Origin of the sequence: Sphingobium sp. AP49, assembly GCF_000281715.2 — a bacterium.
In the GTDB taxonomy this organism is placed as follows: domain Bacteria; phylum Pseudomonadota; class Alphaproteobacteria; order Sphingomonadales; family Sphingomonadaceae; genus Sphingobium.
Genome location: NZ_CP124576.1, coordinates 4,347,501 through 4,360,006 on the forward strand (window position 1 = coordinate 4,347,501; position 12,506 = coordinate 4,360,006).

General features: G+C 65.3%; 13 protein-coding genes (1 of these 13 only partly in view). 9 read left to right on the top strand and 4 right to left on the bottom strand.

What is annotated here, in order from left to right; genetic code table 11:
- From cysD to PMI04_RS20535, 3 genes are all read left to right on the top strand, one after another.
- Positions 1 to 248 carry the end of a sulfate adenylyltransferase subunit CysD gene (gene cysD, locus PMI04_RS20525; protein ID WP_283184824.1) on the top strand. It extends 685 nt beyond the left edge of the window, so the window shows 248 of its 933 coding nt (coding positions 686-933); its start codon lies beyond the left edge, outside the window; the stop codon is at positions 246 to 248.
- A 127-nt stretch (positions 249 to 375) separates the two neighbouring features.
- Positions 376 to 2,295, top strand: a complete 1,920-nt coding sequence (cysN, locus tag PMI04_RS20530; protein WP_007709140.1) for a sulfate adenylyltransferase subunit CysN — start codon at positions 376 to 378, stop codon at positions 2,293 to 2,295.
- 8 nt (positions 2,296 to 2,303) lie between these two features.
- Complete coding sequence (locus PMI04_RS20535) at positions 2,304 to 3,035, top strand: 3'(2'),5'-bisphosphate nucleotidase CysQ (RefSeq protein WP_283184825.1); 732 nt, start codon at positions 2,304 to 2,306, stop codon at positions 3,033 to 3,035.
- Here the strand turns inward: PMI04_RS20535 and PMI04_RS20540 are convergent.
- Positions 3,032 to 4,483, bottom strand: coding sequence for a carboxylesterase family protein (locus PMI04_RS20540; protein WP_007704427.1), 1,452 nt, complete (start codon positions 4,481 to 4,483; stop codon positions 3,032 to 3,034). The two genes, PMI04_RS20535 and PMI04_RS20540, sit on opposite strands and share 4 nt — an antisense overlap.
- 97 nt (positions 4,484 to 4,580) lie before the next feature.
- Positions 4,581 to 5,141 carry a TetR/AcrR family transcriptional regulator gene (locus tag PMI04_RS20545; RefSeq protein ID WP_007704426.1) on the bottom strand — a complete coding sequence of 187 codons (561 nt, stop codon included), beginning with the start codon at positions 5,139 to 5,141 and terminating at the stop codon, positions 4,581 to 4,583.
- Between the two features lie 123 nt (positions 5,142 to 5,264).
- Here PMI04_RS20545 and PMI04_RS20550 point away from each other — a divergent pair, with 123 nt between their 5' ends.
- From PMI04_RS20550 to PMI04_RS20575, 6 genes are all read left to right on the top strand, one after another.
- A complete protein-coding gene (locus PMI04_RS20550) occupies positions 5,265 to 5,777 on the top strand; it encodes a nuclear transport factor 2 family protein (protein WP_007704424.1) in 513 nt (170 codons plus the stop codon).
- 106 nt (positions 5,778 to 5,883) lie between these two features.
- Positions 5,884 to 6,705, top strand: a complete 822-nt coding sequence (locus tag PMI04_RS20555) for a TauD/TfdA family dioxygenase (RefSeq protein ID WP_193378279.1) — start codon at positions 5,884 to 5,886, stop codon at positions 6,703 to 6,705.
- 48 nt (positions 6,706 to 6,753) lie between these two features.
- On the top strand, positions 6,754 to 7,506 hold the full coding sequence (locus PMI04_RS20560) for a 3-oxoacyl-ACP reductase family protein (protein WP_007704420.1): 753 nt from the start codon (positions 6,754 to 6,756) through the stop codon (positions 7,504 to 7,506).
- A 208-nt stretch (positions 7,507 to 7,714) separates the two neighbouring features.
- Positions 7,715 to 8,299: a TetR/AcrR family transcriptional regulator gene (locus PMI04_RS20565; RefSeq protein WP_238535864.1), complete on the top strand. Its 585-nt coding sequence runs from the start codon at positions 7,715 to 7,717 to the stop codon at positions 8,297 to 8,299.
- Between the two features lie 72 nt (positions 8,300 to 8,371).
- Complete coding sequence (locus PMI04_RS20570; RefSeq protein ID WP_007704416.1) at positions 8,372 to 9,211, top strand: TauD/TfdA family dioxygenase; 840 nt, start codon at positions 8,372 to 8,374, stop codon at positions 9,209 to 9,211.
- Positions 9,212 to 9,290: 79 nt separating this feature from the next.
- Positions 9,291 to 10,298 carry an LLM class flavin-dependent oxidoreductase gene (locus PMI04_RS20575; protein ID WP_007704414.1) on the top strand — a complete coding sequence of 336 codons (1,008 nt, stop codon included), beginning with the start codon at positions 9,291 to 9,293 and terminating at the stop codon, positions 10,296 to 10,298.
- 144 nt (positions 10,299 to 10,442) lie between these two features.
- Here PMI04_RS20575 and PMI04_RS20580 read toward each other — a convergent pair whose 3' ends face one another.
- On the bottom strand, positions 10,443 to 11,429 hold the full coding sequence (locus tag PMI04_RS20580) for a transketolase C-terminal domain-containing protein (RefSeq protein ID WP_007704412.1): 987 nt from the start codon (positions 11,427 to 11,429) through the stop codon (positions 10,443 to 10,445).
- On the bottom strand, positions 11,426 to 12,421 hold the full coding sequence (locus tag PMI04_RS20585; protein ID WP_007704409.1) for a thiamine pyrophosphate-dependent dehydrogenase E1 component subunit alpha: 996 nt from the start codon (positions 12,419 to 12,421) through the stop codon (positions 11,426 to 11,428). The genes PMI04_RS20580 and PMI04_RS20585 overlap by 4 nt, the downstream gene beginning before the upstream one ends.
- Positions 12,422 to 12,506: the final 85 nt, after the last annotated feature.

Consider the following 12,506-nt stretch of genomic DNA (forward strand, 5'->3'; position numbering starts at 1 on the left):
TGCTGCTGATGGTCGATGATGACCGCTTCCCACTCGCGCCCGGCGAAGTGCCGGTCGAACGCTCGATCCGCTTCCGGACGCTCGGCTGCTATCCGCTGACCGGCGCGGTCGAGAGCGAGGCCTCGACCCTGTCGGAGGTGATCCAGGAGATGCTGCTCACCACCACATCCGAGCGCCAGGGCCGCGCCATCGACAAGGATGCCGGCGGCGCCGGCATGGAGAAGAAGAAGCAGGAGGGGTATTTTTGACGCGCCACGGAATGCGTAGCGTTCCGAAGCGTCAACCCCGGCGAAGGCCGGGGCCTCAGGCCTCCGGGCTGCCCCTCACCAAGATCAACGAGATCCCAGCCTTCGCTGGGATGACGGGACAAAGCCAATGACCGACACGCTCGCCGACCCGATCTACCAGACCGATGCCCTCATCGCGCAGGACATCGACGCCTATCTCGACGTCCATCAGCACAAGACCATGCTGCGCTTCATCACCTGCGGCAGCGTCGATGACGGCAAGTCCACCCTGATCGGGCGGCTGCTCTATGATTCGAAGATGATCTTCGAGGATCAGCTCGAAGCGCTGCAGGCCGACAGCAAGCGCGTCGGCACGCAAGGGGGCGAGATCGACTTCGCCCTGCTGGTCGATGGCCTCGCCGCCGAGCGCGAACAGGGCATCACCATCGACGTCGCCTATCGCTTCTTCGCCACCGAGAAGCGCAAGTTCATCGTCGCCGATACGCCGGGCCATGAACAATATACCCGCAACATGGTCACCGGCGCGTCCACCGCCGACCTGGCCGTCATCCTGATCGACGCGCGCAAGGGCATCCTCACCCAGACGCGGCGCCACTCCTACCTCGCCCATCTGATCGGCATCCGCAACATCGTGCTCGCCGTCAACAAGATGGACCTGGTCGGCTATGACCAGGCCGTGTTCGACGGCATCGTCAAGGATTATGCCGAGTTCGCGCAGAGCATCGGCATCAGCGCCTTCACGCCCATCCCCATCTCCGGCTTCAAGGGCGACAATATCACCGCCCATTCGGAGAATACGCCCTGGTACAAGGGGCCGACCCTGATGGCCCATCTCGAAAGCGTCGAGGTCGATGCCACCACCGCGGCCGCCAAGCCCTTCCGCATGCCGGTCCAGTGGGTCAATCGCCCGAACCTCGACTTTCGCGGCTTTGCCGGCCTGATCGCCAGCGGATCGGTCAAGCCGGGCGACGCCGTGCGCGTCCTGCCCTCGGGCAAGACATCGACGATCAGTCGCATCGTCACGCTCGACGGTGACCTGGACGAGGCGATCGCCGGCCAGTCGGTGACCTTGTGCTTTGCCGACGAGATCGACTGTTCGCGCGGCGACGTCATCGCCGTGGCCGACAATCCGCCGGAGGTCTCCAGCCAGTTCGAGGCGACCATCGTGTGGATGGATGACGAGGCGATGCTGCCGGGTCGGCCCTATTGGCTCAAGATCGGTACCCAGAGCGTCTCGGCCACCGTCCAGGCGCCCAAATATGTCGTCAACGTCAACACCATGGAGCATCTGGCCGCCAAGACGCTGGACTTGAATGCCATTGGCGTGGCTGAACTGGCGACCGACAAGGCCATCACGTTCGAGCCCTATGCCGATAATCGCACGCTCGGCGGCTTCATCCTCATCGACAAGATCAGTAACCGCACCGTCGCGGCAGGCATGCTCCACTTCGCGCTGCGCCGCGCCCAGAATGTCCATTGGCAGGCGACCGACATCGGCCGCGACGCCCATGCGAGCCTCAAGAACCAGACCCCGCGCGTGCTGTGGTTCACCGGCCTGTCCGGCTCGGGCAAGTCGACCATCGCCAATGAGGTGGAAAAGCGGCTCGCCCTCATGAACCGCCACACCTTCCTGCTCGACGGCGACAATATCCGCCATGGCCTCAACAAGGATCTGGGCTTTACCGATGCCGACCGGGTGGAGAATATCCGCCGCGTCGGCGAGGTCGCCAAGCTGATGACCGATGCGGGCCTCATCGTTCTCACCGCCTTCATCTCCCCCTTCCGCGCCGAGCGCGAGATGGTGCGCCAGATGCTCCCCGAGGGCGAGTTCATCGAGATCTTCGTCGATACCCCGCTGGAGGTGGCCGAGGCGCGCGACGTCAAGGGTCTCTACAAGAAGGCCCGCTCGGGCAGCCTCAAGAACTTCACCGGCATCGACAGTCCCTATGAGGCGCCCACCGCTCCGGAAATCCGGGTCAACACCGTCGAGATGACCCCGGAAGAGGCCGCCGAGCATATCATCCGCAAGATCATGCCGCTCAAATGAGCAACGTCATGACAGACGCGGACCTCGCCGCCCATCTCGCCGAGACCGCCGGCCGCCTGCTGCTGGAGGTCCGCGCCTCGGGCCTGTTCAGCGCCAAGGCGCTCGGCAAGGCCGGCGACCAGACCGCCAACCAGTTCCTGGTCCATGCCCTCCAGGAACAGCGGCCCGACGACGGCCTCCTCTCCGAGGAGATGGCCTGTGACGGCGCGCGGCTCCAGCATAGTCGGGTGTGGATCGTCGATCCGGTCGACGGCACCCGCGAATATGGCGAGGCGCGCGCCGACTGGGCCGTCCATGTCGGCCTCGCCATCGACGGCGTCGCCACCATCGGCGCGGTCGCGCTACCCGGCCATGAGGACGGCATCGTCCTGCGCACCGACCAGCCGCGCATCGTGCCGCCCGCGCCCCAGAAACTCCGCATGGTCGTGTCCCGCACCCGCCCCGCACCCCAGGCGGTCGCGGTCGCAGAGGCGCTGGGCGCCGAACTGGTCCCCATGGGATCGGCCGGCGCCAAGGCCATGGCCGTGATCCTGGGCCAGGCCGACATCTATCTCCATGCCGGCGGCCAATATGAATGGGACAGCTGCGCCCCCGCCGCCGTCGCACTCGCTCACGGCCTCCACGCCTCCCGCATCGACGGATCACCGCTCACATACAACCAGCAAGACACATACATGCCTGACCTCCTCATCTGCAGGCACGAACATGCCGACAGCGTGCTGGAGGCACTGAAGGGCTAGGCGCGGGTCGCCAGCCCGGCGCCGACATCGCGGCCCGCCCAGGCGCGCCAGCGATCGCCGTCGGGGTCGACCTCCACCCGGTCCGTCAGGTCGAAGATCTTCACCGCCGGCCGATCCACCGTATAGGCAGGCCAGTCCGGCTCGGGTGCGCCATGGCGGACGAAATGGGCGATATGGTCGGTCATCCGCCGGCCAAGCGCAGCGCGGCGCCCGCGCATCGGCCCGCCCCGGACGAAGGCGGCGCGCAGGCCGCGCATCGGCCAGGCCAGAGTCAGGTCCAGCCCATGGGCGGCGCCGGCAATCGGATGGCGATAGTCGAAGCGGTAGAACCAGGTCGGTGCCTGCCCCGACTGCCGATCGGCGAAATGGCGCGTCGGCATCAGGAAGGCGAGATCCGTGCCGAGCGCGCGGCGCCCCGCCTTGTCACGCGGATAGGCGGCGAGGATGCGCGCGGCATGATCGGCCGGCAATTGTGCATGCAGCAGTGCTTCCAACGCCGGCCAGTCGGTCGGCAGGATATCGCCCGGCATCAGTTCAAACAGGCGGATCTCCTCGCGCGTGGCGCCAGCGAGCAAGGGCACCGGAGCCGCCGGTTCAGCCACCGCTTCCGCCAGCGAGCCGGGCAGCAGGTCGCCGTCGAACCAGGGAGCGGAAGGAATGGTGCCGGGATTGGCCGCGCCGGCCGCGCCCTGCGCCTCGAACAGGTGCAGCAGGTCCATGCTGCGCAGCCGGGCGAGATCGGGATCGCCGAGCGCCGCCATATAATCACGCGCCACCTGTTCGCTGCGGTCCCGGCCATGAATCAGGCTGACCGCACCGCTCTGCATGATCGCCCCGGCAAAGAGGCCGCGCGCGGACGGCGCGTGGAGCAGCAGCGAGACCGACATCGAGCCGGCCGACTGGCCGCCAACCGTCACCCGCGCAGGATCGCCGCCGAAGGCCGCGATATTGTCGCGCACCCAGGCGAGCGCCGCAATCTGGTCACGCAGGCCGAGATTGGATGGCACGCCGGGCACGACCGCGCCGAAATTGACGAAGCCGAGCACACCCAGCCGATAGTTGAGGGTGACGACGATGATGTCACCGTCGCGCGCCAGTTCGCTGCCGTCATAGGCGTGACCGCCGCCCGCAACGAAGGCGCCGCCATGAATCCAGACATAGACCGGCAGCGGGCCGGCAGCGCCGTCGGGCACATGGATATTGAGCGACAGGCAGTCCTCGGCAAAGTCGGGCGTCGTCAGGCGCGCGCGTTTCGCCTGATTGCCATACATTTGCGGGCATTGCGGTCCAGGGCGCGATGAATCGCGCACATCATTCCAGCGGGTCGGCGCTTCGGGAGCGGCGAAACGCTCCGCCCGCGCATAGGGAATACCGCGCCAGCAGCGCACGCCGTCTGCCATGATGCCACGCACCGGCCCGGCCGTCGTCGCCACCGTCAATCCGTCCATGCCATGCCCCTCCTGCTTTGTGGCGGGATGCTAGGCGGCGTCGGATGCGCCGCCAACGCGCAAGACACAGATAGCGGCGGGGCGATGCCCCTTGCGATCAGGGCTGCATCGAGGGGGTGACGACCAGCCGGTCGAGAATTTCCGCCATGCGGTCGAGGGGATAATCCGGCTCCTGCTGCAGCCACCAGGCGAGAATTTCCACCGTGGCGCTGACCGCGAAGACGATGCGCAGTTCGTCGGGCAGCCAGCCGGCATCATGCGGGGTCTGCTGCGCCAGTTGCCGGGCCTGGTCGGTAAATTCCTGCTTGAGCATCGTCGCCGCGCCGCCGGTGAGGAAAGCGGACCAGAGCGCCCGCCGCTCCGCGACATAGGCGAAGAGCGTCAGGCAGGACTGCCGCGCATCGTCGGCGAACAGGATCGGCAGCGCGCGTTGCAGCAAATCGGCGATCTGTCCGGCGGCCAGATCGTGCAGCAGCGCGTCCTTGGAGGGATAATGACGGAAGAAAGTGGCGTAGCCGACCTCCGCCTCGCGCGCGACCTCGCGGATCGTCACCTGGTCATAGGGCCGGGTTTCCAGCAGGTGGAGCATCGCGTCGAGCAGCTGGCGGCGGGAGCGCAGCTGGCGCGCATCGGTGGGCGGGGTATCCATCTTGGCCATGGCTTAGGGCTTTCGCGCCCGGCTGAACAGGGGGATGGATCGCCAGACCGATGATCCGACCCCGGCCCATTGCCCGACGGCCCCGCCCGACTAGGGTCTGCCCGACAGGAGAGGATGGGCATTATGGACAAGCGGATCGAAATGCTGATCGCCAAGGAGGAGATCAGGGACCTGGCGCAGCTCTATTCGCGCGGGGTCGACCGCCAGGATATCGGGCTGCTCAAGACGCTCTATACGCAGGACGCCACCGACAGCCATGGCCCCTATTATGACGGGCCGGCCGACGCCTATATCGGCTTTCTGGAGGCATCGCTGCCGCACATGCATATCGGCGGCCATTTCATCTGCAACCATCTGATCAGTGTCGACGGCGATCATGGCGAGGGCGAGGTCTATGCCATCGCCTGGCACCTGATCCCCGACGGCAAGGGCGGATTGCTGCACGACATGCAGGGGGTGCGCTATATCGACAGCTATCGCCGCGTCGATGGCCAATGGCGCTTTGCCAAGCGGGTGGTGAGTTTCGACATGAAGCTGCTGCACCCCGCCGGCGACCATGGCGACAAGCCCGTGCCGGTGAATGACCCGAGCTATGCGCTGCTGGCGCCGCTGTTTGCCCGGGGGGCCGGCCGCTAACCGCTTCGCTGCAGCGATGTCGCCACCGCTTCCTTGACAGTCAAATCAACAATCCTGTTGATGACAGCGCAGAAGAGACGGGCGCAGCAGGCGCCCGCTGGAGCGGATGATGGCCTTTTCGACGATCGATCTGACCCCGCGCATCGGCACCGAGATCCGGACCGATGCGGCGACTTTGGTGTCGGGTGACCATGCCGATAACATCCTGGAGCTGTTGCAGCAGCGCGGCGTGCTGATCGTGCGCGGCCTGCACATGAGCAGCGACGATCAGCTGGCCTTTTCCCACACGCTTGGCCGGGTCCAGCCGCAGGGCGAGGGCGGCATCTTCAAGGTGACGATCGATCCCAGGGAAAATCCGGGCGCCGAATATATCAAGGGCGCCTTCTTCTGGCATATCGACGGGGCGAGCGACGATGTCCCCAATTTCGCCGCGACGCTGAACGCCAAGTCGTTGTCGAAGACCGGGGGCAGCACCTATTTCGCCAATACCTATGCAGCATGGGACGACCTGCCCGAGGACGAGAAGGCCGCCTATGACGGGCTGCGCGTGGTCCATAGCTTCGAGACGTCGCAACGCTATGTGAACCCCGAGCCGACCGTGGGCGAGCTGAATTTCTGGCAGATGCGCACGCCCAAGGTCCATCCTTTGGTCTGGACCCATGAGACCGGGCGCAAGTCGCTGGTGCTGGGATCGACCGCCGACCATGTCGAGGGGATGGACCCGGCGCAGGGCCGCGTGCTGCTGTCGAAGCTGCGTGAATGGGCGATCCAGCCGCAATTCGTCTATCGCCATGACTGGACGCAAGGCGACCTGCTGATCTGGGACAATAGCGGCACGATGCACCGGGTCGATCCCTATCCGCTGGAAGAGAATCGCATGATGCACCGCACGACGATCGAGGCGATCGAGCAACTGGTCGGCGCCTGAAATCGCGCCAAGCGCGACACCGAAATTGACACATGGGAAGGATGAAGGATGACAAGGTCTCTAAATGGTCGCACGGCCGTGGTCACGGGTGCGGGATCGGGCATTGGCCGCGCCATCGCGCTGCGCCTGGCCGAGGACACGGCAAAGATCGCGGTGTGGGACATTAATGGCGAGGGCGCAGCCGAGACCGTCAAGCTGATCGAGGCGGCCGGCGGCACCGCCATCGCCATCACCGCCGACTGTTCGGACAAGGCGGCGATCCATGCGGCGGCGGAAGAGACGCGCACCAAGCTGGGACCGATCGCGATCCTGGTGAACAATGCCGGCATCGCTCCCTTCACCCCGTTCATGGATATTGACGACGACCTGTTCGACAAGGTGATCCACATCAACCTGCGCGGTCCCTATCTGCTGACCAAGGAAGTGCTGCCCGACATGCTGGCCGCCGGCTGGGGCCGGGTGATCAACATCACCTCCTCCTCGGTCCAGTCGGGCTCCTTCGCCCAGGGCCATTATGTCTCGTCCAAGGGCGGCCTGATGGGCATGACCAAGGCGCTGGCGCTGGAATTCGCGCCGAGCGGCGTGACCTTCAACATGGTGCCGCCCGGCTTCATCGACACGCCGATGCTGCGCGCCGCGCCGATCGACGCCGATGCCTTTGCCCAGACGCTGCCGATGAAGCGGATCGGCAAGCCGGAAGATATCGCCGCCGCCTGTGCCTATCTGGCGTCGGAAGAGGCCAGCTACATTACCGGCCAGACGATCAGCACCAATGGCGGCCGCTACATGGGCTCGCACTGAGAGCTTGATTGAAAATGCGCGAAAGAGCGCATTTTCAAGAGACCGCACCGGCCCACCCCCCCACCCGACCACCCAGCCATGATATCCTGATGGGCGGTCGGGTGGGGGTGTGGGCCGGTGCAGATGCGCCGAAGGCGCCAAACGAAAGCGCAAGCGCTTGCATGGCCAAGGCGCTTGCATGGGCGGCCCGGCTATTTATGCTCCGGCCATGGTCCAGAAACGTCGCGTCGGCGCCGAAAGCTCCGAAACCCGCGCCCGGATCGTGGAGGCCACCGAACAGGTGATCCGCGACGAAGGCTATGCCGCCGCCAGTTCGCGCCGCGTCGCGCTGCGCGCCGAGCTGCCGCCTTCGCTCGTCCATTATTATTTCCCCAGCACCGACGATCTGCTGCTGGCAGTGTTCCGGCGCGGCGCGGAACAGAGCGACGCGATGATCGAGGCGGCGCTGACCAGTGCCGATCCGGTCCGCGCGCTGTGGCGCTTCTTTTCCGACCCCAGCCGCAACGCGCTGGCGATGGAATTTGTCGCCATGGCCAATCATCGCAAGGCGATCCGCGCCGAAATCGCCCGCCACAGCGAGGCGATGCGCACCCGCCAGGCGCAGTTGATGGAGCAGGTGCTGGGCGATCGCCTGGCCGGACACAAGGTGACGGCGGCGGGCCTCAGCCTGTTGCTGGCCGCGGTCGGCCGCACATTGGTGATGGAAGCCGACATGGGGGTCGCCAGCGGACATAGTGATGCCCGCGCGTCGGTCGAAGCCCTGCTGGACGAATTGCTGCCACCCGAAAAATGAGAGGCATTGACTTTTCCATGCCCCTATGTTGAACATGTGTTCAAACGTGCAGGGACGCATAGGAGAGCAGGCATGTCCGCTACAACGATTACCCGTTTTTCGCATGAAGCCATCAAGCCGAGCATCGGCAGCCGTATCCTCAACAGCAAGGAGGAGTTGCTGGCGGGCGAACTGGCGCCGCAGATCCGCGAACTGCTGGAACAGCGCGGCGTGCTGGTCTTCCCGAAGATCAATTTCACCGACGAGGAACAGATCGCCTTCACCAAGACGCTGGGCGCCTTCGCCCCCGAGCACAAGGGCGGCGAGGAAATCCACAAGATCACGCTCGACGTGAAGGAAAATCCGCAGAGCGCCGAATATCTCAAGGGCTCGCTCTACTGGCATATCGACGGCACGATGAACGATGTGCCGATCCTTGCCTCTTTGCTGTCGTGCAAGGTGCCGGCGACCTGGGGCGGCAATACCGGCTTCTGCAACACCTATGCCGCCTATGAGGCGCTGACCGACGAGCAGAAGGCGGAGTATGAGAAGCTGCGCGTGATCCACTCGGTCTGGGCGACGGTCTTCTATTATGAGCCCGAACCCAGCCTCGCCAAGCTGAAGGGCATGCGCCAGGTCGGCGAGAATGAGTTGCCCCTGGTGTGGAACCACAAGTCGGGCCGCAAGTCGCTGGTGCTGGGCTGCACCGCCCAGCGGGTCAAGGATCTCGATCCCTATGCCAGCGCCGAAATCCTGGTCGGGCTGCGCGAATGGGCGACCCGCGAGGAGTTCAGCTACAGCCATGAATGGAGCGTCGGCGACCTAGTGATCTGGGACAATACCGGCACCATGCACCGGGCCGAGAAATATGATCCCGACTGCAACCGCATGATGCACCGCACCAAGCTGCAGGGCGAAGAACCCTTCGAGTAAGAAACGGCCGACCGGCCTTTCCACGCCCGCCGCCCATCCCGGGTTGGCGGGCGTTTCTGTCCTGCCATCGGAGCACGCCATGACCAATCCCCTGACCTTCGGCTATCTCTATGATTTCCGAAACCCGACCCAGTGGGAACGGCGTCCGGCCGACCTTTATGCCGAAATACTGGATTTCGTCGCCTGGAGCGAGACAGCGGGCTTTGCCGGCGCCTGGGTGCCCGAACATCATGGCGCCGACGATGGTTATATGCCCGCGCCCAATGTCGCGCTGGCGGCGATCGCGGCGCGGACCAGCCGGATCAAATTGGGATCGGCGATCGCCCTCGCCCCGCTCTATCATCCGCTGCGCTTTGCCGAGGAATGCGCGATACTCGACATCCTGTCCGACGGCCGGCTGGAGATGGCGCTGGCGATCGGCTATCGCCGCCGCGAGACGCAGGCCTATGGCGTCGATTTCGGCAAGCGCGGCGCGCGCTTCGACGAGTTTCTGGCGATCGTCCAGCGGCTCTGGGCCGGCGAGACGGTCAGCTTTGCCGGCCAGCATTACAGCATCGACAATGCCGTGCTGAAACCCGGCGCGCCGCGCGGTCGCATCCCCCTCTATATTGGTGGCTTCGCCGAAAAGGCGCTGGCGCGGGTCGCGAAATATGCCGACGGCTATTTCGGCAATGAGGAGGTGTGCGGCCTTTATGCCGACAAGCTGCGCGCCGAAGGCAAAGACCCCGCATCAGCGCGCATCCGCATCCAGAGCCTGTTTACGCTGGTCGCCGACGATCCCGAGGCGGCGATGGAGGAAATGGCCCCCTATTTCCACCATGTGAACGAGACCTATGGCGCCTGGCTGGCGGAGGACCAGGCATCGGGGATCGACAATGTGGCGCTGAAACCGATGTCGCTCGACGCGTTCAAGCGCAGCGGCATCTTGCAAATTCTTACCCCCGACGCGGCGATCGACCATTTCCGCGCGATGCAGCAACGCATCAATGTCGAGCATATCATGATGATGCTGCCCCCCGGCCTGCCGCCGGCCAGGTTCCAGCCCTATGCCCAGTGTTTCGCCGACAAGGTGATGCCTGCCTTTTGAGGGGGAGGATCGGCATCTGGCAGCAGACGGTGGAGATGCCAGCGGACACCGTGCCCCTGGACAGTCCCCGCTGAGCGCCAGGACAAAGGGGCCGGGGCGATGATCGCCCCGGCCCCTTGCAGCCTTTCCCTCTGAACAGCCTGATTAGGCCATCAGCGCCTTGACCGCATCGGCCACACGGTCAGGCGAGACGATATAAGCATCCTCCAGCACCTTGGCGAAGGGCACTGGCGACTTGGGCGCACCCAGGCGGCGGACCGGGGCCTTGAGCTGGCCGAACAATTCCTCCGCAATGGTCGCCGCAATCTCGCCGCCCGGGCCGAAGTCCCGCACCGCTTCATGCGCCACCAGCGCGCGCCCGGTCTTGGCGACCGAGGCCAGCACCGCCTCCCGATCCCAGGGCGACACCGTGCGCAGGTCGATCAGTTCGGCCGAGATCCCCGCCTCGGCCAGCGCCGGCAGTGCCGCCTGGCAGCGCAATACCTGCGAAGACCAGGAAATGATCGTGATGTCCGTGCCTTCCTGCACGATCCGCGCCTTGCCCAGCGGGATCGGGGTCGCGACCTCGTCCACCTCGCCGGGGATGAACAGGCTGCCGGCAGATTCGATGAAGATGCAGGGGTCGGGGTCCTGGATGCAGGACAAGAGCAGCCCCTTGTAATCGGCCGGGGTCGACGGCGCGACCACCTTGATGCCGGCGGTATGGGCGAACCAGCCTTCCAGATGGTCGGCATGCTGGCCCGCCGTCTGCCAGCCCGCGCCGGTCAGGGTGCGGATGGTGATCGGCACCGTGCTCTGCCCGCCCGACATGAAGCGCAGCTTGGCGGCATGGTTGAAGATCATGTCCATGCAGACGGTAGTGAAGTTCATCAGCATGATTTCCGCCACCGGCTTGTAGCCGGCCAGCGCCGCGCCGATCGCCGCACCGATGATCGCCTGTTCGGAGATCGGCGTGGATTTGACGCGATCGTCGCCGAAGCGGGTCGACAGGCCAGCGGTCGCGCCGGTGACGCCACCGCCCTCGCGATCGGCGACATCCTCGCCCAGCACCAGCACCTTGTCATCCTCCGCCATCGCCTGGGCGAGCGCCGAATTGACGGCCTGGAGCGAATTCATCTTCTTGGCCGTCATGCGGGCATCTCCTCGGCAAACACGTCGCGGCGCAGTTCGTCGACCGACGGCAGCGGGCTGGCGAGCCCGAATTCCTGGGCATCCTCGACCTCGGCCTCGATCTTGGCCTGCATCTGCGCCAATTGATCTTCGGTCGCATGGCCCTGTGCCACCAGCCATGCCTTGAAGGCCGGCAATGGATCCTTGGCGATCGCCGCAGCCTTTTCTTCCTTGGTCATATATTTGTCGTCGTCGCCCAGGACGTGACCCAGGAAACGGAAGGTCTTGCATTCCAGCAGGGTCGGCCCCTCGCCCTCGCGGGCGCGGGTGATCGCCTCATGCGCGGCGGCATACATGGCGAGCGGATCATTGCCGTCGACGGTATGACCGGGCATGCCGTAACCGATCGCGCGCTTGGCGATGAAGTCGACCGAGGTGCCATTTTCGTAGCGCGTATGTTCGGCAAAACCGTTATTCTGGCAGACGAAGATCACCGGCAGCTTCCACACCGACGCCAGGTTCAGCGCCTCGTGGAAGGCGCCGATGTTCGATGCGCCGTCGCCGAAATAGGCGATCGTCACCCGCTTCGATCCGTCGAGCTTTGCCGCCCAGGCAAGGCCGTTGGCGATCGGCATGGAGGAACCGACGATGCCGGTCGTCACCATCACCCCGGTTTCGGGATGGGTAAGGTGCATCGGTCCGCCCTTGCCCTTGCAGGTGCCATCGACGCGGCCGGCAATCTCCGCCCAGAGCGGGCGCAGCGGCATGTCCTTGGCCACCATGTCGTGAATGCCGCGATAGATGGTGCAGATCTTGTCATCATCGGTCAGCAGCGACGAGATGGTGGCGGGAATCACCTCCTGCCCGCGTGCCGAATAATAGGGCATGACCAGCCGCCCGAGGCGAATGGTCTTGCGGATCGCGTCGTCGTTGCGCTCGATCCGGATCATGCGGCGGTAGATGTCCACCAGCGCTTCCGGGCTTGGCGCCGGGGCGTTGCTCAGCTCTGCCATGGGTTCCTCAATGGCTATTGGATGTGCCCCTTGCATTGGCCGTCCGGGACCGGGGGTCAACTCGCCCCGGCGATATGTGCCGGAT

Coding starts and splice junctions, on each gene's coding strand:
- cysN (WP_007709140.1), top strand. CDS start 376: ATGACCGACACGCTCGCCGACCCGATCTACCAGACCGATGCCCTCATC.
- PMI04_RS20535 (WP_283184825.1), top strand. CDS start 2,304: ATGACAGACGCGGACCTCGCCGCCCATCTCGCCGAGACCGCCGGCCGC.
- PMI04_RS20540 (WP_007704427.1), bottom strand. CDS start 4,483: ATGGACGGATTGACGGTGGCGACGACGGCCGGGCCGGTGCGTGGCATC.
- PMI04_RS20545 (WP_007704426.1), bottom strand. CDS start 5,141: ATGGCCAAGATGGATACCCCGCCCACCGATGCGCGCCAGCTGCGCTCC.
- PMI04_RS20550 (WP_007704424.1), top strand. CDS start 5,265: ATGGACAAGCGGATCGAAATGCTGATCGCCAAGGAGGAGATCAGGGAC.
- PMI04_RS20555 (WP_193378279.1), top strand. CDS start 5,884: ATGATGGCCTTTTCGACGATCGATCTGACCCCGCGCATCGGCACCGAG.
- PMI04_RS20560 (WP_007704420.1), top strand. CDS start 6,754: ATGACAAGGTCTCTAAATGGTCGCACGGCCGTGGTCACGGGTGCGGGA.
- PMI04_RS20565 (WP_238535864.1), top strand. CDS start 7,715: ATGGTCCAGAAACGTCGCGTCGGCGCCGAAAGCTCCGAAACCCGCGCC.
- PMI04_RS20570 (WP_007704416.1), top strand. CDS start 8,372: ATGTCCGCTACAACGATTACCCGTTTTTCGCATGAAGCCATCAAGCCG.
- PMI04_RS20575 (WP_007704414.1), top strand. CDS start 9,291: ATGACCAATCCCCTGACCTTCGGCTATCTCTATGATTTCCGAAACCCG.
- PMI04_RS20580 (WP_007704412.1), bottom strand. CDS start 11,429: ATGACGGCCAAGAAGATGAATTCGCTCCAGGCCGTCAATTCGGCGCTC.
- PMI04_RS20585 (WP_007704409.1), bottom strand. CDS start 12,421: ATGGCAGAGCTGAGCAACGCCCCGGCGCCAAGCCCGGAAGCGCTGGTG.